The sequence below is a fragment of the Leifsonia sp. NPDC014704 genome, from assembly GCF_043083605.1.
GTDB lineage: Bacteria > Actinomycetota > Actinomycetes > Actinomycetales > Microbacteriaceae > Leifsonia.
The window spans coordinates 1,442,777-1,461,983 of record NZ_JBIBYW010000001.1 but is presented as its reverse complement, the minus strand read 5'-3'; the positions used below and the strand labels follow the sequence as shown (position 1 = coordinate 1,461,983).

The window sequence follows — 19,207 nt, the reverse complement described above, 5'->3', positions numbered from 1 at the left end:
CACCACCTGGAGGAACACGTGACCATCGAGACAACGCCGCCCGTGCGCACCCTCGCACCCGCGGCCCGCGCCGTCGAGGTGCTCGGCGGCGACCTGACGGAGGGATCGCTGCGGCGGTACCTCAACGGCATCCCCGGAGTGGATGCGGTGGGCCTGGAGCAGCGTGCGGCGGGGCTCGGCACCCGCTCCATCAAGACCACCAGCAAGAAGTGGGCGCTCGACACCGTCATCGAGCTGATCGACCTCACCACCCTGGAGGGCGCCGACACCCCGGGCAAGGTGCGGTCGCTTGCGGCCAAGGCGCTCACGCCCGACCCGTCCGACCCGTCCACTCCGCGCCCCGCCGCGGTCTGCGTCTACGGCGATATGGTGCCGTACGCCGTCGAGGCCCTGGGCGCCGCGCACGCCGGCGCCGTCCGCCGGGCCGGAGGCACCGGCGGCGTCAACGTCGCCGCCGTCGCGACCGCCTTCCCGAGCGGACGGGCCTCCTTGAAGGTCAAGCTGGCCGACACGGCGGATGCCGTCGCCGCGGGCGCGGACGAGATCGACATGGTCATCGACCGCGGCGCCTTCCTCTCCGGCCGCTACGGGCTCGTCTTCGACGAGATCGTCGCGGTGAAGGAGGCGTGCCGCCGCGAGGACGGCACGTACGCCCACCTCAAGGTGATCCTGGAGACGGGCGAGCTGAACACGTACGACAACGTGCGCCGCGCCTCCTGGCTGAGCATCCTCGCCGGCGGCGACTTCATCAAGACGTCCACCGGCAAGGTGTCGCCCGCCGCGACGCTCCCGGTGACGCTGCTGATGCTGGAGGTCGTGCGCGACTGGCACCGGCTCACCGGCGAGGAGATCGGCGTCAAGCCGGCCGGCGGCATCCGCTCGTCGAAGGACGCCATCAAATACCTCGTGACCGTGGCGGAGACGGTCGGCGAGCGGTGGCTGCAGCCGCACCTGTTCCGGTTCGGCGCCTCCAGCCTCCTGAACGACGTGCTCCTGCAGCGCCAGAAGCTGGCCACCGGGCACTACTCCGGCGCCGACTACGTGACGATCGACTGAAAGCTGACCAGACCATGAGTTTCCTCGAATACGCACCGGCTCCCGAGTCGCGGTCGATCCTGAACCTGCGCGACCAGTACGGCCTGTTCATCGACGGCGAGTTCGTCGACGGGCACGGTACGCCGTTCCAGACCATCTCGCCCGCGACGGAGGAGCGCCTGGCGACCATCGCCACCGCCGACTCGTCCGATGTGGATGCGGCCGTCGCCGCCGCCCGCCGCGCCTACGACCGCGTCTGGTCGCGGATGAGCGGCAGCGACCGCGGCAAGTACCTGTTCCGCATCGCCCGGCTCGTCCAGGAGCGCGCCCGCGAGCTCGCCGTGGCCGAGAGCCTCGACAACGGCAAGCCGATCAAGGAGAGCCGGGATGTGGACGTCCCGCTCGTCGCCGCCTGGTTCTTCTACTACGCGGGATGGGCGGACAAGCTCGAGCACGCCGGCCTCGGCCCTGCGCCCCGCGCGCTCGGGGTCGCCGCTCAGGTGATCCCGTGGAACTTCCCGCTCCTCATGCTCGCGTGGAAGATCGCCCCGGCCCTCGCCGCGGGTAACACGGTCGTGCTGAAGCCGGCCGAGACCACCCCGCTGACCGCGCTGCTGTTCGCCGAGATCGTGCAGCAGGCCGACCTCCCGGCGGGTGTCGTGAACATTGTCACCGGCGCGGGGGAGACCGGGCGCGACCTGGTCGCCCACCCGGACGTGAACAAGGTCGCCTTCACCGGCTCCACCGCCGTCGGGCGCGAGATCGCCCGCACGGTCGCCGGAACGTCCAAGAAGCTGACGCTGGAGCTCGGCGGCAAGGCCGCGAACATCGTCTTCGACGACGCGCCCATCGACCAGGCGGTCGAGGGCATCGTCAACGGCATCTTCTTCAACCAGGGCCACGTCTGCTGCGCCGGGAGCCGCCTGCTGGTGCAGGAGAGCATCCACGACGAGGTCGTCGAACGGCTGAAGGACCGGCTGTCGACGCTGCGCCTCGGCGACCCGCTCGACAAGAACACCGACATCGGCGCGATCAACAGCGCCGAGCAGCTGCAGCGCATCCGCGAGCTGTCCGACATCGGCGAGGCGGAGGGCGCGGAGCGCTGGACGGCGGACTGCGAGATCCCGGAGAACGGCTTCTGGTTCGCGCCGACCATCTTCGACAACGTGTCGACCAGCCACCGCATCGCCCGCGAGGAGATCTTCGGCCCGGTGCTGTCGGTGCTGACCTTCCGCACCCCGGCCGAGGCGATCGCGAAGGCCAACAACACGCCGTACGGGCTGTCGGCCGGCATCTGGTCCGAGAAGGGCAGCCGCATCCTCGCCGTTGCCGACAAGCTGCGGGCCGGCGTCGTCTGGGCCAACACCTTCAACCGCTTCGACCCCGCGAGCCCGTTCGGCGGCTACAAGGAGTCCGGCTACGGCCGCGAGGGCGGCCGCCACGGTCTGGGCGCGTACCTCGTGCCCGGCCGCTCGCTCTCGCCTGCGTCGCCGCTCCGCATCCCCGCCGTCCGCCCGACCCGCAAGGGAGCCTCCAAATGAGCCGCCTGGCTGTTCCGAAAACCTACAAGCTGTACATCGGCGGGAAGTTCCCGCGCAGCGAGTCCGGCCGCACCTACGAGGTCGTCTCCGCGAAGGGCGCGTTCCTGGCGAACGCGGCCAAGGCCTCCCGCAAGGACGCCCGCGACGCGGTCGTCGCCGCGCGTGCCGCCGTCTCGGGCTGGTCCGGCGCCACCGCGTACAACCGCGGTCAGGTGCTCTACCGGATCGCGGAGCTGATGGAGGGGCGTCGCGCCCAGTTCATCGACGAGATCCAGAAGTCCGAAGGCGTGTCGGCGTCCGCGGCGACCGCGCAGGTCGATGAGGCCATCGACCGCTGGGTCTGGTACGCGGGATGGGCCGACAAGTTCGCGCAGGTCGCGGGCAACGCCAACCCCGTCGCCGGCCCGTACTTCAACATCTCGGTTCCAGAGCCGACCGGCGTCGTCGCGATCGTCGCACCGCAGGACTCCAGCCTGCTCGGGTTCACGAGTGCGGTCGCCCCCGCGCTCGTCGCCGGCAATACGGTCGTCGTGATCGCGAGCGAGCGCTTCCCGCTCTCGGCGATCAGCCTCAGCGAGGTGCTCGCGACGAGCGACGTGCCAGGCGGCGTCGTCAACATCCTGACCGGGTCGCCGGCCGAGATCGCACCGTGGCTGGCATCGCACGCCGACGTCAACGCCCTCGACCTCGTCGGCGCGGGCGACCTCGACTGGGTGGATCTGCAGATCGCCGCGGCCGACACCCTCAAGCGCGTGCTGACGCCCGAGAACGGCCCGGACGCGGCAGCGCCCTCGCTCGACCGGATCGCCTTCTTCACCGAGACGAAGACGGTCTGGCATACGAAGTCGCTGCTCTAGCCCGCCCGCGCCCGCTTTCCTTCCCCTCGTCGCGGATGTGGGGGAGGATGGGGGCGAGGAACGGGGACACGGTATGACGGATGAGTGGAGACCGGAACGCGGTGAGCTGGCCCTCGTCGGCGACAGCCTGACGCAGGGAGGCGACTGGGATGCGCTGCTTCCGGGCGAGGCGGTCCGCAACTTCGGGATGGCCGGCGACACCACCGACGACGTGCTCGCACGGCTCGGAGACGTGATCGACACGCGGCCCGCTCTGGTGGCGCTCCTCATCGGGACCAACGACCTGGCCTGGCGCCGCTCGGTGGAGCACGTCGTGCGCAACGTCGAGACCATGCTGGTCACGCTGCGCAAGGAGTTGCCGGAGACGCGCATCCTCGTCCAGTCCGTGATTCCGCGCGGTCACGAGTTCGCCGACCAGATCCGCGACATCAACCGGCACCTGTGGCAGTTCGCGCCGACCGTGCACGCGGGCTGGCTCGACCTGTGGCCGGCGATGGCGCTGGAGGACGGCGAGCTGAACCCGGCGTACACCGAGGACCGCCTGCACCTGAACGCCGAGGGCTACCGCGTGTGGGCCGGCGAGCTCATCCCGGCGCTGGAGCGCCTCCGCGAACTGCCCCCGTCGAGCCGCGCCATCACCCTCCCCGACCTCGGCGGCGCCGCCTAACCTCTCCCGCCCTCCGCCTCTCCGCCCCACCCCTCACCGTCGAGTCCGCAAACTTTGCACGCGACGCGCGACGGCGGTGTGCAAAATTCGCGGACTCGACGGGGGCGGAGTCAGCGGCGCAGCGCACGGCACGCGAGGTGCACGGCGAGGCGGGTCTCGGGGTCGGCCAGGTCGAGGCCGAGCAGTTCTTGGGCGCGGGCTACGCGCGTGGAGACGGTGTTGCGGTGGAGGCCCAGGGCCTCGGCGGTCGCGGCGATGCCCGACTCGTGGTCGAGGTACGCGGCGAGCGTCTCGACGAGCTCCGGTCCCCGAGCGATCAGGGGGGCCAGCAGGGATTCGGCGGCCGGCACGAACGTGTCGCTCTCCGTCCACGACAGCAGCAGCTGCTCCAGTCCGAGCGCGTCGATCCGCACGAAGAAGCCGGTCGCGGAGCGGCCCGCGGCGATGCGCGCGGCATCCGACGCTCCGTCGATGGTGGCGACCAGCCCCGCCGCGCCGCTCTCCAGCGTCCCGACGCCGGTCGCGACGTTGAACACCCGGCGTGCGGCGGTGTGCACCGCCAGCAGTGCCCGCACGCTCTCCTCGACGCGGCTCGGCGGGGGAGGCGCGGCGAAGCTGAGCCAGCCCGTCACCCCGCGGCCGCTGGTGGCGGCGTGGGAGTCGACGGGCAGCACCGTCAGCTCCCTGGTGACCAGGCGCAGCAGCTGGAGTGTGTCGACGCGGGAACGCCCGACCAGCCGGAATCCCAGGTGGTATCCGGTCGTGCGCCAGCCGCGCTCGAGCATCCGCTGCTCCAGCTCGGAGTCGCGGCTGTCGCGCAGCTCGAGGAAGTCGCGCAGCAGGCCCGACGCGACGGCGGCATCGTTCACGTCCGCGACCTCGTCGATGAGGATGCGCGCCGCCACCGCCGGCATGGCGACCTCCGCCGCGACGGCGAGGGCGCTCAGCTGGACGGCACCCAGGCCCTGCCCGAACACCGCCAGCCGCAAGCCCGCTCGGCTCGGGCTGTCGACCCGGACGGAGGCGGCGGAACCCTCCGGCAACTCGACCGTGCTGATCCACGGGCCGAAGTCGATCGCCGCGTGGACGGCAGGCGGGAGCGACTCTCCGGCCTCCAGCAGCACGCCTTCGCTGTCGATCAGGGCGACACCGTGGCCGACGCTGGCGGAGAGGTGTCGCAGCAGGTCCGCGAGGTTGTCGGCGTGGTATTCGATCGACTGCGCGACGCGGCGCACGTACCCGAGGGTCAGCGCATCCCGACCCTCGCGGAGCTCCCACCCCGCACGCGCGAGCGCCATCGGGTCGGTCGCGCTGAGGAGCGCGAGACCGAGACGCTCCGCGAGCGAGCGCGTGCCGGCGCCGAACCCCTCCGCCTCCGGGAGCACCAGCCCCCGGTAGCCGCGGTCGCGGACGCGGCGCACCAGCGCATCCTGCTGCCAGGGCGTCGCCGGTGGAGGGACCGTGAGCACCGCGAGTCGTCCGTCGCCGTCGGCCGGCAGCCCCGATTCGTCCGCCGCGACGACGAGCTCCCGCCAGACGACCGATGGATGCGCTCCGGCGATCCCGCGCAGCCCGCCGTTCGCGGGATGCGCGAACAGCGCGGCGAGGTCGAGTCCGTCGCTCACGCAGGCACCTCCAGCCCCCGCAGTCCGAAGCCGGCCGGCGTGATGTGCCGTTCGCGGTCGGGGGAGGACGTCCACCACGCCGGGGCCGCCAGCGCCAGTACGATCACGTTGCGGGCGAGGGTGATCTCGTCGACCTGGAGCACGTCGCCCGAGACCGAGTCGAGCGCGACGATGATCTCGGGGCTCGCGGCGGTGGTCACGCCGTCGCGCACGACGGCCAGCAGCTCCGACCGCGCCACCAGCCGAAGGAGCGCGCCGCCGTCGTCGTCGAGCTGGATGGCGCTCACGTACGGGTCTTCGATCGAGGCCTCGACTCCGGCCACACGGCCCGTGCCGAGGAGCCGGGCGCCGAGCGCTTCCGCGAGTGCGGCCGGCGCCAGGCTCCGGTCGGCGCCGCCTCGGCCGAGACGGAGGGCCCGCGTCGGGGTTCCGAGCACGCCGTGCTCGGTGAGGTCGCCCACGGTGAAGCCGGCGATCAGCACCGCTCCGGCGCCTCCGGCCTGCACGATGGCGGCACGCACCTGGCTCTCGACATCGGCGGGGCGGGCGGTGTCGATCACGACGACGCCACCTCCGGTGTCGCAGACCGCCACCACGCCGGGGACGGCGTCCACCAGCAGCGAGATCTGATCGAGCCGGGGAAGCGCCCGACCCATCAGGTCGGCGTCGACGAGGTCGAGGCGGTCGGCCAAGAGGAGCGGGCTGAGCCCGTTCATCCCGGCACCCTCCAGCCCGCACACGGCCCGGGCGCGCACGCCCGTCCAGCGCTCGGCGGCCGCCAGCAGCGGCCCGAAGGCATCCGCGGCGGGGAGGCGCTCGGTCAGGAGGTAGGTCGACCCGGCGAACGCCACCGCGACGCACGGCGTGGACGGATCGAACTCCTCCGGCCCCCGCAGGGCGATCGGCCAGATCGGGGCGTCCTGCACCATGAGCTCCAGCATCGTGGTGGCCCCGCCGCCTCCGGAGCCGAGCAGGGAGAATCCTCGGGCGAGAGCAGGCAGGCTCTCCTGACCGAGAGTTCTCATGCCCTCCAGAGTAGGCGGAGACCGCCGCGGTGACGGCGTCAGACCAGCGCCTGCGCCGTCTCGACGGGGACGAACTCCTCGGTCAGCCCGAACGCGCGCGGACCGAAGGCGGCGAGCGCCGCGGGAGTCCGCATCATCTCCGGGGTGGAGATGCCGAGCACGCGCACGCGCTGTCCGTAGCGCAGACCCTCCGTGGTGATCGGCTCTCCCGACTCGATGTCGGTGACGCAGATCAGGTCGGGCACGATCGCGACCAGCTCGCCGTCGCGGTGCGCCGTGAGGTTCTCGTTCTGGAAGCGGATCTCGAGCGTGCTGCCGGAACCGGCTGTCCCGTCCCTCGTCCCATCGAGCGACGAGATCGTGGCCCGGCCCTTGGCGAATCCCTCGGTGGTGCGGCGCTCCACGTCCGTCACCTTGCCGGCGAACAGCTCCCGCACCTCCGAGTACAACGTGGTGGACAGGGTCTGCGCGATCGCCTCGAAGGGCGAGCGGTGCTCCTCCCGCGCCTCCCGGATGGCCCGGCCGAGGGCGAGCGCCATCGAGAGCGTGCGCGGGACGGCGGTGCGCTTCACGTCGGCGCCGCTCATCGCGTACTCGGCGATGTGACCGACCCCGCCCAGCCGGATGGTGATGCCGCGCGCGAGCCACTCCATCTGCCGGTCGTCGTCGCCGGTGTCGATGATGACGGTCTCGCCCCGCTCTCCGGCGAGTGCCAGGGGAGAGCCGTGCACGCCGTACACGGCGAACGTCTCCATCGAGAGTTCGGGGAACGCGCGGCCCATGCCGTCCGCATCCACGACCGGCAGTCCGGTCTCGGCGGCGACGATCAGCGGGATCATCGAGTTGATGCCACCGCACTCGATCGGCATGGTGGCATCGGCGGACCGGCCGAGGTGCGCTTCGAGCGTTCGCAGCGCGAGGGTCGGCTCCGTGCCCGCCGGGATCTTCTCGATCATCACGGTCGGCGCACCCATCTGCGCCGTCGGGATGACGAACGTGTCGTCCGCGAGGTCGTCCGGGTCGAGGATGGTGATGCCGCGCTCGCCGAGGCCGCTCTCGCTCAGCACGCGGGCGACGAGCATCTGACCGATGTAGGGATCGCCGCCGCCGCCCGTTCCGAGCAGTGTCGCGCCGCGGGCGAGGTCCGGGAGGTCGGCCGCCGTCAGCGTCCAGCTCACGCGGTCACCCCCTCGAGGGTGCGCTCGACGGTTCCGTCGAAGCGGTGCGACGGCAGGTCGTAGCCGAAGTATCCGGGGCCGACCATGGCGAGCGCCTCGGCGCTGTGCCAGCGCGGGTCGCTGGGCGCGGCGATCACCCGCACACGCTGGCCGTACCGCAGGCCCTCGGTGGTGATCGGCTCCCCGCTCTCGGCGTCGAGCACGATGATCAGATCGGGAGTGGTCACGAAGACCTCGTCGCCGGACCGCGCGATCAGGTGCTCGTTCTGGAAGGCGAGGTCGAGCGACGACTCCGCGCCCTCGATGCGGGCGCGCCCGCGGGCGAACCCGGCGGTGGTGCCGCGTTCCACATCCACCACCTTGCCGGAGAAGAACTCGCGGCCGCCGAGCAGCTCGACGGTCGCCGCGACCGCGTCGGTCTTCGCCGCGCGGGCCGCGGTGATCCCGGAGCCGATGGCGAGGCAGTGCTTCAACGAACCCGGGACCAGCGCCTCGCGGGCGACGGCGCCGCTCATCGGGAAGCCGGAGATCATGATCGAGCAGCCCATCTCGACGCATGCGACGCGGGCGATCCGCTCGGTCCAGTGGTTGTCGGCGGTGTTCAGCACGCCGACGTTGCCCTTCTCGTCGCCGAAGGCGAGAGGGGACGCCGTGACGCCGTACAGCGTCGGCAGCACCATCTGCAGTTCGGGGAACGCGCGGCCCATGCCGTCGGCATCCACCAGCGGCAGCCCGAGCGCGGCGGCCGCGGCCACGGGGATCGTGGAGTTGACCCCGCCGATCTCGGCGCACGCCACGTGGGTGACCGGCCGGCCGAGGTAGGTGCCGAGCGCGTGGACGGGCGCGACCACCTCCTCGAGGCTGGGCAGCTTCTCGACCATGACGGTCGGGGCGCCCATCATCGCGACGGTGAGCACCAGGGCGTCGTCGGGCACCTCGTCGAGGGAGACGACGGTGACCGGGCCGTGCTCGGCGAGCGCCTGGGCGGCCAGCAGAGACCCAATGTACGGGTCTCCGCCTCCTCCGGTTCCGAGCACGGCGGCGCCGCGGGCGAGCTCGGCGATGCGGTCGGCGGTCAGCGTCCAGCTCATACCCGCACCTCCATCGCCAGGTCGCCGACGGCCTTGACCCGGATCCGGGTCGCGTTGCCGGGCAGGTACGGGATGGGCACCTCGTCGAAGTCGACGATCGCGACCGACGTGGGGGAGGCGCCGGCCGCGATCGCCTTGTCCACCGCCTCCGCCCGAACGGCGGCGATGGCCTCCTCGCGGCGGCCGGGCTCGACGGCGTACACCTTGTCGATCTCGCCCCCGACCTGTGCGATGGATGCGCCGATCGCGTTGGCGACGGCGTAGTTGTCGGGCCGGTGGACGGCTCCAAAGATGGGCAGCGCGTCCGGCAGCAGGATCGAGCCGCCGCCCACCGCGACGACGGGGATGGGGTCGGGCGACGTGCGCATCCGGTCGACGGCCTCGGCCACGCGTTCGGCGATGCGGTCGAGCACGCGCTGCACGAAGGCGGGGTCGAGGTGGGCGACCTTGGACGGGTCGCCGATGTCGGCGCGGCCCGCCGCGACGGCGATGTCCGTCGCGGTCAGGGTGGACCCGCCGAAGACGAGGGCCTCGGAGGTCAGCCGGTACCCGACCGACTCCGGCCCGACCTCCGCCGTCTCGGTGTCGACGATGGACCCGCCGCCGATGCCGATCGAGAGCACGTCCGGCATGCGGAAGTTGGTGCGGACGCCGGCCACCTTGACCTCGTTGGCCGTCTCGCGCGGGAAGCCGTTGACGAGCAGGCCGATGTCGGCCGTCGTTCCGCCGATGTCGACCACCGCGCAGGTCTCGAGGCCGCTGGTGAGGGCGGCACCGCGCATGGAGTTGGTGGGACCGGAGGCGAAGGTCGCCACTGGATAGAGGCGCACGTAGTCCTCGTCCATCAGCGTCCCGTCGTTCTGGCTGAGGAAGATGGGCGCGTCGATTCCCTGGGCGCGCACCGCAGAGGTGAGGCCGTCGACGATCTCGGAGGCGAGCTCGCGCAGCGCCGCGTTGATGATCGTGGCGTTCTCGCGCTCGAGCAGCCCGATGCGGCCGATCTCGTGCGACAGCGAGATGGCGACGCCGTCGCCCAGTTCGTCCGCGAGGATGGCCGCCGCCTGCGTCTCCACGTCGTGGTTCACCGGCGAGAAGACGGAGGAGATGGCCACCGACCGCACCCCGTTGGCCGCCATGTCGGCCGCGATGCCCTTGAGCTCGGCGACGTCGATCGGCGAGATGGGACGGCCGTCGAACTCGTAGCCGCCGTGCGCCAGATAGCTCCGGCCGCCGATCGCGGCGATGAGCGACTCCGGCCAGTCCACCAGCGGAGGAAGGGCCCGCGTGGCGGGCAGGCCGAGGCGGAGGGCCGCGGTGGGGGCGAGCCGCTTCGCCTCGACGAGCGCGTTGATGAAGTGCGTGGTGCCGATCATCACCGCCTGGATGTCGTCGCCCCGGAAGTCCCGCGCCGCCCTCAGTGCTTCGATCGCGCTCACGATGCCGCTGGTGACATCCGGGCTCGTCGAGTTCTTGACGCCGGCCAGGGTGGTCCGGCCGTCCATGAGCACTGCGTCGGTGTTGGTGCCGCCGACGTCGATGCCGATATGCATGTTGTGTCGCTTTCTGTGGTGATGGGGCGATTCGGGAGCAGGGCTCAGTTGGAGGCGACGGCCTCGGGGCCGGAGGGGGTGTCGGCCGCGGGTGCCGCCGTCGCTCCGGCCGCGCCGTCCGCCTGGATCGTGGTGGCGCGGCCGACGCCGCGGACCCAGCCGAGCTTGCCGGCGATCGTGTAGAGCACGATCGAGAGCAGCAGCGACCAGATGGCGGGGATGCCCCAGGTCACGAAGTAGCCGACCAGCGAGGAGACCAGCCACACGACGAGGGTGACGGGCACGATCCGCGGTGCGTGCTCGGGGAGACGCCCCGAGGCGCGGGTGCTGTCGAGGTCGCCGCGCCACCGCCGGACGATGAAGTACTCGGCGACCATGATGCCCGCGATGGGCGGGAAGGCGACACCGAGGATCGTCAGGAAGCCGGTGAACTGGGCGAGGATGCCCGCGGCGGCGAGCACCGAGCCGACGATGCCGAGCACGATCGTCGTGGTGACGCGGTGCAGGTTCTTCGAGAACGCGGTGGAGATGAAGTTGACCAGTCCGAGCGTGGACGAGTACAGGTTCCAGTCGTTGATCTTCAGCGTTCCGGTGATGACGATGATCAGGCCGACGAAGCCGATCGACGAGGTCACGATCGCCACGATGTCGCCGCTCGCGGCCGCATGGGCGAGCAGCACGCCGGCCAGGCCGATGACGAACTCGCCGAGGGTCACGCCCAGCACCGTCTGCTTGACGACGTCGGCCCGGCTGCGGTTGAAGCGCGTCATGTCGGCCGTGATGATCGCGCCGACGATGAGGCCGCCCGCGACGATCCCGGTGCCCTGCCAGACCGACATCGTCGGACCGGGCGCGGGCGACGTCAACAGCTCGCCGAGCGAGTGCTTGCTGAGCTCGCTGATGATCGACCAGCCGACGAGGATGAGGAACAGCGGGACGGTGATGTTCGCCAGCCACTGCATCCCGACGAAGCCGTACGCGACGATGGCGGTGACGGCCAGGCCGAAGAGCAGGCTCCACACCCACACCGGCATGACGCCGGGCATGAGCACGTTCAGGGACTGGGCGGAGATGGCGGACTGGATGCCGAACCAGCCGATGAGGCTGATTCCGATCGCGAGGCCGACGAGGGAGGCGCCGATCTCGCCGAAGCCGGTCCAGCGGGCCAGGAGCGCCGTGTTCAGCCCCTCCTTCTGCCCGATGATGCCGACGATGCACATGATCACCTCGAGGATGATCGAGCCGAGGAGCAGCGCGAGCGCCGCCTCGCCGAAGGTCATGCTGTAGCCCAGGGTCGCCCCGAGCAGGAACTGCGAGAGAGCCGAGACCTGACCGAAGCGCTGCACCGCGATTCCGAACCACGGCTTGCGCGCGTCGGGGGTCACACGGGAGAGGGCGAAGTCGTCGGCATGAGCTGTGCGTGCCATTGGGTGTCCTTCATACGGGTGGAGGGGGACGGTTGCCCGAAACCGTAGCCAGCGCCACCACCCTCACGGAATGTGCACCCCGCACGACTTCGCCCCGGCTCTGTGCACTTCGCACAGGGGTTCAGGGTCAGGAGGCGCGGAGGAGGTGGGCGTAGACGGCGATGCCGCGGCGCCAGGTGGCGACATGGATGCGCTCGTCGCGCGCGTGCAGCGCGCCCCGCTCCTCGGCGCTCAGCTCGAACGGGGTGAACCGGTAGACCGCGTCGCAGATGCCGGTGAAGTGCCGGCTGTCGCTCGCGCCGAGCATGATGTACGGCGTCACCACGGCGTGCGGGTGCACCGCTCCGATCGCGGCCGCGAGGCGGTCCCACTCGGGGCCGTCCGCGGGGGAGACGGGGGACGGCTCGCTCGCGTCGACCGCCTCCACCCGGACGGTGTCGTCGCGGATCGCCCGGCGGATGTGGTCCAGCGTCTCGGCGACCGATGACCCGACCGCGATCCGGGTGTTGACCACGGCCTCCGCCGTCTCGGGAAGCGCATTCGCGGCGAGGCTCCCGCGCAGCTGTGTCACGGCGGTCGTGGTCCGCACGATCGCGCGCGTCTCGTCGCTGAGCCGGCCGAACACGACGCGCAGCGCGGGCTGCAGCCGGCGGGCACGCGTGAAGACGGCGCGGAGGGGACCGGTCGCGTGCGCGCCCAGCGTCTCCACCATCCGCAGGTTCGTCTCGGTCAGCCGGGCCGGGAACGGCCGGTCGTTGAGGCGGGTGATGGCGCGGGCGAGCCGGACCGTCGCGGTCGTCTTCGGGGGAGTGGAGGCGTGACCGCCGTTCTGCTCGACGGTGAGCCGCACGCTGGTGATGCCCTTCTCGCTGACGCCGATCACCGCGATGGGCTTGCTGACGCCCGGGAAGATGTGTTCGACGACGGCGCCGCCCTCGTCCAGGACGACTGCCGGGCGGATGCCGCGCCCGGCGAGCACCGAGGCGATCGTCCGCGCTCCCGAGCCGACGGTCTCCTCGTCGTGTCCGAAGCTCAGGTACACGTCGTTGGCCGGCTGGAAGCCCTCCCGCACCAGCGCCTCCACCGCCTCCAGGATCGCGACGAGCGCGCCCTTGTCGTCGATCGCCCCGCGCCCCCACAGCAGCTGCTGCTCGCCCGAGCCGGTCAGTTCGGCGGCGAAGGGCGGATGCGTCCAGCCCTCCTCCGTGGCGGGGACGACGTCGTAGTGCGCCATGAGAACGGTGGGCGCCCCGACGCCTCGGCCGCGCCAGCGGTACAGCAGGGAGTGTCCGTGCCGCTCCTGCTCCAGGGCGCCGTGCAGGGCCGGGTAGAGCTGCGGCAGTGCGGCGATGAACTCGTCGAACACCGCCCCGTCGGTCTCCTCGACGGCGTTGCGGGACATGGTGGGGATGCGCAGCAGAGCCCGGAAGCGGTCGAGCGCCTCAGCCGTCACTCGCCCGCCGCTTCCCGGAATGCGTCGAACGCCTCGTCGGAGAACAGGACGAAGCGCACGTGCTCGACCGAGCCGACGCCGGAGGACAGCACGGCGCGGACGGTACTGATGGCGACGCGGGCCGCGTCATCCATCGGCCAGCCGTAGACGCCGGCCGAGATCGCGGGGAAGGCGACCGTGCGGGCGCTCAGCTCGCGGGCGACGCGGAGGGAGGAGCGGTAGGCGTTCTGCAAGAGAGGGGTGCGGTCCTCGCTGCTCGACCAGACCGGCCCGACCGCGTGGATGACCCACTTCGCAGCGAGGTCGCCCGCGGTCGTCGCGACGGCCTGGCCGGTGGGCAGGCCGTCCGGGAGGGTCGTCGCGCGGAGCTCGCGCGTGGCCTCCAGGATGGCGGGGCCGCCGCGGCGGTGGATGGCGCCGTCGACCCCTCCGCCGCCGAGGAGCGAGCTGTTGGCGGCGTTGACGATCGCATCGACGGTCTCGTCCGTGATGTCGCCGCGGACGATGTGGATGAGCTCTTCGCGGTCACTCATTCGCTGCGCCTAGCCGCGGTTGTTGGAGAGCTCGTACACCTTGAGCAGCTCGACGATCGCGTCGTCCCGTGCGCTGCCGCCCTCCTCGAACATCTCGGAGACGTGCGTTCGGAGGTGGTTCTCCACCAGCAGCTTGTTGAGCGAGCCGAGGGACTTCTGAATGGCGAGGGACTGCGTGATGATGTCGATGCAGTAGTCCTCGTTCTCGATCATCTTCTCGAGGCCCCGGAGCTGGCCTTCGAGGATGCGCGTACGGTGCAGCGCCCGCTTCTTGATGTCTGCGATCACCCCCTCAGGATAGCCCCGGACGGCTCATACCCGGCGGGGGTACGCCGCCCGGATCGCGCAGCGCATCTCGACGGCATGTGCACGTGGTGGACAGACAAGTATCCCCCTAATGGGGGGCGTGTGTGGACATACCGGTGGGTCTATCCTCCACGTAGGGGTTGAGAAATATTCGTTTAACAGGAAAGGCCCGACTTTGCTGAAGAACCTCAGCCCGCTGCTGTCCGGTGCGCTCTTGAGCGCGCTCGACGCGATGCATGATGGCGCGACGCTTACCCTCGTCGGCAGCGGCTACCCGGAGGACAAGATAACAACGCCCGTCGTTCACCTCGGTGACGACGTCACGACTGAGGCCGCCGCCGAGGCGATCCTCTCCGTGTTCCCGCTCGACCAGGACGATGCATCGCCGATCGTGTTCCTCGACCTCACCGACGAACCCTACGACGTACCCGACGTCGCGTTCGCAGTGAACGGGATCGCATCCGACGCCGAACTCCGTCGAGTCCCGATGACCCGCCTCGAGCTTGAACCGTTCCTCGAGCTCGCCCGAAACTCCAGCGTCACGGTCCGTGTCGGATCCGACGCGCCGCCCTGCGCATTCCTGTTCCGCCGCGGAGTGCTGTAGCCGACAGCGACCCGCACCACACAGCGTCGCCCGCCCGACCGGAGAGAACGTCTCCGCCATCGGGCGGGCGCACCATTTCCGGCATCCGGACTGCGTAGAGTGGACTCCCGATGCCCGCACCCCACACTCCGCAGCAGCCCGCCTTCAACCGCGCCGCGCTGGTCCCCGGCCTGCTCGGGGCGATCGTGCTCCTCGCCGGCCTCGCCCTCATCGGCGGCGAGTGGTACCTGTACGTGCGCTACGCGGTCAGCATCCTCGCGCTCATCCTCTGCGTCTTCGCCGGACAGGCGCGGATGTGGTGGTGGTTCGCCGGCCTCATCCCGCTCGCCGTGGTCTGGAATCCGGTCTGGCCGCTGCCGCTCGACGGCGTCGCGCTGCAGGGCCTCTCGATCGCGGGAGCCGTCGTATTCGTCGCGGCGGCGGTCACGATCAAGATCCCCGCAGACACGCGTCGCTGAACGGCCGCACATCCGGTAAAATGGGTGGTGCGCGGCCATCCTGTGTCGCGCTCCCGGCGTCACTCGCGGCGAACACGGTCCACTCGGTACCCGACCTCCCCGCCCCGCCGGCCTCACGCCCAAACGGCGTCGCACCCTCCGGCAGTGCGCGACGCCTCTCCTGGAGGACCATGTCTCGTTCCGGTCAGCGCACCAGCCCGACCAGGCCGCAGCAGCGGAAGAACCGGCACGCCAACAACGACGGACTCATCCCCGTCCTCGCCCGCAAGGTGCGCGAGGTCGAGGCGAAGGCCGCCGACGGCAAGAAGCTCGGGCCGACGAACCGCACCAAGTTCCAGGTGATCGCGTTCCTGATGCGCGAGGAGCGCGCCAGGGCGAAGTCCGACCCGGACCTCAGCGACGCCGCACGTGCGGAGCAACTGAAGCGCCTCGACGGCATCGCGACCATCCTGGCGAAGACGGCGGCGCGCGACACGTCGCTGATCTCGCTGCTCGAGAGCGAGTCGCCCTCGACGGCCACCGCGCAGAAGATGCGCCGCGACTGGCTGCTGGAGTCGGGAACCGAGCTCTCGCCCGACGACCTGATCATCACGATCGAGCGTCCGGTGACCAAGCAGGACAGCGTCATCCCGCCGGAGCTGGCGGAGAAGCAGGTCGTTCCGCCGTCGGTGAAGGCGCGCCAGCTGTCCAACCCGTTCCTCGCTCCCGACTTCTCCCGGCTCAGCCCGGCCGCGCCGACACCGCGCCGCCGGCTCGACTCGTGGGAGCTGCTCGGCCCGCTGTTCAAGTCGTTCGAGTACGGCGCCGGTGGCCAGGCGGCCAGCATGGAGCTGCCGCCCGCCCCGCTGCTCGACCGCTACTCCCCGCAGGGCCTCGAGCTGATGCACCACCAGTCGCGCTTCATCGAGAGCGTGCGCCTCGGCCACCGCAGCTTCCTGCTCGCGGACGAGCCGGGCCTCGGCAAGACGGCGCAGTCCGTCCTCGCCGCCTCGGTCGCGGGAGCGTACCCGCTGCTCGCGGTCGTGCCCAACGTCGTCAAGATGAACTGGGCGCGCGAGGTGGAGCGCTGGACTCCGCAGCGCCGCGCAACCGTCATCCACGGCGACGGCGAGGGCCTCGACGCCTTCGCCGACATCGTCATCGTCAACTACGAGGTGCTGGATCGCCACCTCTCCTGGCTGAGCACACTCGGCTTCAAGGGGATGGTCGTCGACGAGGCGCACTTCATCAAGAACCTGCACTCGCAGCGTTCGCGCCTGGTGCTGGGCCTGGCGGACGCCATCCGCTCGACCACCCCGGACCCGCTGATGATCGCCCTCACCGGTACCCCGCTGATCAACGACATCGACGACTTCAAGGCGATCTGGCAGTTCCTCGGCTGGATCGACGGCAACAAGCCAACGGCGACCCTGATGGAGCACCTGGAGGAGACCGGGCTGACCCCGGCCGACTTCGGCTTCTACGCCGCCGCCCGCGAGGCCGTCATCGACATGGGGATCGTGCGACGGCGCAAGCTCGACGTCGCCTCCGACCTGCCGAGCCGTCGTGTCGTGGATCTGCCGGTCGAACTCGACGACGAACTCGGGCGCTCGATCCGCCAGGCGGAGAAAGACCTCGCCGCCCGGCTCGTCACGCGCTACCAGCGCGCGGCGGCCGCCGGTCGGCCGGACGGCTTCGAAGGCGACGACGAGGCGCACAAGAAGCACCTCATCCGGCTGGTCGCGCAGTCCGAGCTGGAGGACTCGAAGTCGGCCAAGTCGGGCGAGAACGTCTTCACGATGGTCCGCCGGATCGGCCAGGCGAAGGCCGGCCTCGCGTCGGACTACACGGCCCAGCTCGCCCGCTCGGTCGGCAAGGTGGTGTTCTTCGCCAAGCACATCGACGTGATGGATGCGGCGGAGGAGGCCTTCGCGGCCCGCGATTTGAAGACGATCTCGATCCGCGGCGACCAGTCCGCGCTGTCACGGCAGAAGGAGATCGACGCGTTCAACAACGACCCGGAGGTCGCGGTCGCGGTCTGCTCGCTCACGGCGGCGGGCGTCGGCCTGAACCTCCAGGCCGCGTCGAACGTCGTGCTCGCCGAGCTTTCGTGGACGGCGGCGGAGCAGACGCAGGCGATCGACCGCGTTCACCGCATCGGCCAGGAGGAGCCGGTCACGGCGTGGCGGATCATCGCCGCGCAGACGATCGACTCGAAGATCGCCGAGCTCATCGACGCCAAGCAGGGACTCGCCGCGCGAGCCCTCGACGGCAGCGACGTCGAGGTCGGCTCGGCCGACTCCGTGCAGCTCGACGCCCTCATCCACCTGCTGACGGACGCCCTCGCCTGACCTCGAACCGCCGGCTCACACCGCCGGCTCCTGAGTTTTTCGCGTTCCGAACGCCGAATCGGCCGAAAAAGTCAGGAGCTGTCGGCTAGGCGATCTCGGCGTCGTCGGGGTCGATCGGCACCGGGCGGTCGTCGTCGGGGAGCAGCTCGTCGTCCTCGTCGTCGACGACCGGCACGTCCTCCGGGTCGTGGATGACCGGCTCCGGCTCGTAGTCGGCCTCCTGCGCCTCGCGGAAGTCGTCGAGGTCCTCGTCGTCTCGGTACTCACGTCCTCTGGGGTCGCTCATGCCCCCACGGTACAGCGGGGTGCCGCGGGCGTGAAGGGTGGTCTCAGCCCGGCTCGATGAGGTCACTCCAGCTCGAAGACGAAGAACGCGCCGCGGTCGTCGTGCTCGATCCTGGCCGCTCCCCGGAAGTCGGCGAAGTCGTCCGTCCCCGTGCCCGGCACGATGTTCCCGAAGGCAGAGCTGTCTCCGGGATGCTGCAGTGCGCCGTGGTGGACGGTGAACGACCCCGTCCTCCCGTCCTCCAGCCGGCCGGTGATCCGCTCGGCGGCGAGGTAGCCGCGCCCGCCCTCCTCGGTGCCGGAGGAGACGAAGTGGGCGACCGACTCGCCCACCAGTCCCTCGGTGTAGGTCTTCCGCATGACGACGGCGCCCACCCAGTCGCCGTCGATGCCCGGCAGGTCGGCCGGTTCCCAGCCGGTGACGTCGAAGCGGGTGGTGATCGTCTCTGAGGTCATGCGTTCACCGTAGGCGCTGCGGACGACGGTCCGCTTGAAATTTCGCGACAGACGAATTGTGGGCTAGACAGGGGATATGCCCCACCACTCGCAGACCGAGATCGAGCGCAAGTACGACGTCGACGCCGAGGCGCAGCATCCTCAGCTCGTCGGCGTCGGCACGATCGCGGTGCAGGGCGAGCCCGAGCGGCACGAGCTCGTGGCCACCTATTTCGACACGGCCGACCTCGCGCTCGCCCAGCACCGGACCGCGGTCCGTGTGCGCCGCGGCGGCCACGACGCCGGCTGGCACGTCAAGCTGCCCGCCGACGAGGGCCGCACCGAGCTGCACTGGGAGCTCACCGAGGGCGACGAGCCGCCCGCCGAGCTGCGTCAGCACCTGCGCGAGCTGATCGGCGACGAGCCGCTCGTCCCGATCGCCCGGGTCACGAACCAGCGCGACAGCGTTCTGCTGCAGGATGCCGCCGGCTTCGAGGTCGCCGAGCTCACCGACGACCATGTCCGGAGCGAAAACCTCCGGACCGGCGCGACGCAGGAGTGGCGCGAGTGGGAGGTGGAGCTCCTGAGCGGGGCCCCCGACACCCGTCAGCGCCGCAACGCCCTCCTCGACGAGATCGAGGAGCACCTGCTCGCGGCGGGAGCCCGGCCGTCCGCCAGTTCGTCCAAGCTGCAGCGCGCCCTCGGCCTCTGACACCCGACTGGTCTACCCGGCTCATTTACCACCCGCCGCGCTCAGCGTCCAGTGCGATTTTGTGCAGGCCGGGGCATCCGGGCATGATTCAGGGA

19 protein-coding genes are annotated in these 19,207 nt (G+C 70.9%); 8 read left to right on the top strand and 11 right to left on the bottom strand.

From position 1 onward, the window contains the following. Nucleotides 1-18 precede the first annotated feature (18 nt). The 4 genes from deoC to ACF1AJ_RS07105 all read left to right on the top strand — a co-directional run bounded on the left by deoC (nt 19) and on the right by ACF1AJ_RS07105 (nt 4,100). Nucleotides 19-1,056, top strand: a complete 1,038-nt coding sequence (deoC, locus tag ACF1AJ_RS07120) for a deoxyribose-phosphate aldolase (RefSeq protein WP_391506708.1) — start codon at nt 19-21, stop codon at nt 1,054-1,056. Between the two features lie 14 nt (nt 1,057-1,070). After that, nucleotides 1,071-2,576, top strand: coding sequence for an aldehyde dehydrogenase family protein (locus tag ACF1AJ_RS07115; RefSeq protein WP_391506707.1), 1,506 nt, complete (start codon nt 1,071-1,073; stop codon nt 2,574-2,576). Further along, nucleotides 2,573-3,433, top strand: a complete 861-nt coding sequence (locus ACF1AJ_RS07110) for an aldehyde dehydrogenase family protein (RefSeq protein ID WP_020075202.1) — start codon at nt 2,573-2,575, stop codon at nt 3,431-3,433. Before ACF1AJ_RS07115 ends, ACF1AJ_RS07110 begins: the two co-directional genes overlap by 4 nt. A 73-nt stretch (nt 3,434-3,506) precedes the next feature. Continuing rightward, entirely contained in the window at nt 3,507-4,100 is a 594-nt protein-coding gene (locus ACF1AJ_RS07105; protein WP_391506706.1) for an SGNH/GDSL hydrolase family protein, read from the top strand. A gap of 110 nt (nt 4,101-4,210) precedes the next feature. Here ACF1AJ_RS07105 and ACF1AJ_RS07100 read toward each other — a convergent pair whose 3' ends face one another. From ACF1AJ_RS07100 to ACF1AJ_RS07060, 9 genes are all read right to left on the bottom strand, one after another. Then, entirely contained in the window at nt 4,211-5,725 is a 1,515-nt protein-coding gene (locus ACF1AJ_RS07100) for a PucR family transcriptional regulator (RefSeq protein WP_391506705.1), read from the bottom strand. Beyond that, nucleotides 5,722-6,750 carry a DUF917 family protein gene (locus ACF1AJ_RS07095; RefSeq protein WP_391506704.1) on the bottom strand — a complete coding sequence of 343 codons (1,029 nt, stop codon included), beginning with the start codon at nt 6,748-6,750 and terminating at the stop codon, nt 5,722-5,724. The genes ACF1AJ_RS07100 and ACF1AJ_RS07095 overlap by 4 nt, the downstream gene beginning before the upstream one ends. 38 nt (nt 6,751-6,788) lie before the next feature. Next, entirely contained in the window at nt 6,789-7,928 is a 1,140-nt protein-coding gene (locus tag ACF1AJ_RS07090) for a DUF917 domain-containing protein (RefSeq protein WP_391506703.1), read from the bottom strand. After that, nucleotides 7,925-9,019, bottom strand: coding sequence for a DUF917 domain-containing protein (locus tag ACF1AJ_RS07085; protein ID WP_391506702.1), 1,095 nt, complete (start codon nt 9,017-9,019; stop codon nt 7,925-7,927). Before ACF1AJ_RS07085 ends, ACF1AJ_RS07090 begins: the two co-directional genes overlap by 4 nt. Further along, nucleotides 9,016-10,569 carry a hydantoinase/oxoprolinase N-terminal domain-containing protein gene (locus ACF1AJ_RS07080; protein WP_391506701.1) on the bottom strand — a complete coding sequence of 518 codons (1,554 nt, stop codon included), beginning with the start codon at nt 10,567-10,569 and terminating at the stop codon, nt 9,016-9,018. The genes ACF1AJ_RS07085 and ACF1AJ_RS07080 overlap by 4 nt, the downstream gene beginning before the upstream one ends. A 44-nt stretch (nt 10,570-10,613) precedes the next feature. Further along, nucleotides 10,614-11,996, bottom strand: coding sequence for a purine-cytosine permease family protein (locus ACF1AJ_RS07075; protein ID WP_391506700.1), 1,383 nt, complete (start codon nt 11,994-11,996; stop codon nt 10,614-10,616). 127 nt (nt 11,997-12,123) lie between these two features. Then, the gene (locus tag ACF1AJ_RS07070; RefSeq protein WP_391506699.1) at nt 12,124-13,449 is read right to left on the bottom strand and encodes a M20/M25/M40 family metallo-hydrolase; all 1,326 of its coding nucleotides are present in this window, start codon (nt 13,447-13,449) and stop codon (nt 12,124-12,126) included. Continuing rightward, complete coding sequence (locus tag ACF1AJ_RS07065) at nt 13,446-13,982, bottom strand: O-acetyl-ADP-ribose deacetylase (protein ID WP_391506698.1); 537 nt, start codon at nt 13,980-13,982, stop codon at nt 13,446-13,448. Before ACF1AJ_RS07065 ends, ACF1AJ_RS07070 begins: the two co-directional genes overlap by 4 nt. A gap of 9 nt (nt 13,983-13,991) precedes the next feature. Continuing rightward, entirely contained in the window at nt 13,992-14,270 is a 279-nt protein-coding gene (locus ACF1AJ_RS07060) for a metal-sensitive transcriptional regulator (protein ID WP_018190392.1), read from the bottom strand. Nucleotides 14,271-14,379: 109 nt separating this feature from the next. Here ACF1AJ_RS07060 and ACF1AJ_RS07055 point away from each other — a divergent pair, with 109 nt between their 5' ends. From ACF1AJ_RS07055 to ACF1AJ_RS07045, 3 genes are all read left to right on the top strand, one after another. Beyond that, a complete protein-coding gene (locus ACF1AJ_RS07055; protein ID WP_391506697.1) occupies nt 14,380-14,892 on the top strand; it encodes an RbsD/FucU domain-containing protein in 513 nt (170 codons plus the stop codon). A gap of 110 nt (nt 14,893-15,002) precedes the next feature. Further along, nucleotides 15,003-15,350: a DUF6804 family protein gene (locus ACF1AJ_RS07050; protein WP_309861519.1), complete on the top strand. Its 348-nt coding sequence runs from the start codon at nt 15,003-15,005 to the stop codon at nt 15,348-15,350. A gap of 170 nt (nt 15,351-15,520) precedes the next feature. After that, a complete protein-coding gene (locus ACF1AJ_RS07045; protein WP_391506696.1) occupies nt 15,521-17,680 on the top strand; it encodes a DEAD/DEAH box helicase in 2,160 nt (719 codons plus the stop codon). 85 nt (nt 17,681-17,765) lie between these two features. Here ACF1AJ_RS07045 and ACF1AJ_RS07040 read toward each other — a convergent pair whose 3' ends face one another. Then, a complete protein-coding gene (locus ACF1AJ_RS07040) occupies nt 17,766-17,966 on the bottom strand; it encodes a hypothetical protein (protein WP_391506695.1) in 201 nt (66 codons plus the stop codon). Between the two features lie 62 nt (nt 17,967-18,028). Then, nucleotides 18,029-18,421 (bottom strand): DUF3224 domain-containing protein, encoded by a 393-nt coding sequence (locus ACF1AJ_RS07035; protein ID WP_391506694.1) that lies wholly within the window; start codon nt 18,419-18,421, stop codon nt 18,029-18,031. A gap of 76 nt (nt 18,422-18,497) precedes the next feature. Between ACF1AJ_RS07035 and ACF1AJ_RS07030 the strand changes: the two genes are divergently transcribed. Beyond that, on the top strand, nt 18,498-19,112 hold the full coding sequence (locus tag ACF1AJ_RS07030; protein WP_391506693.1) for a CYTH domain-containing protein: 615 nt from the start codon (nt 18,498-18,500) through the stop codon (nt 19,110-19,112). Nucleotides 19,113-19,207: the final 95 nt, after the last annotated feature.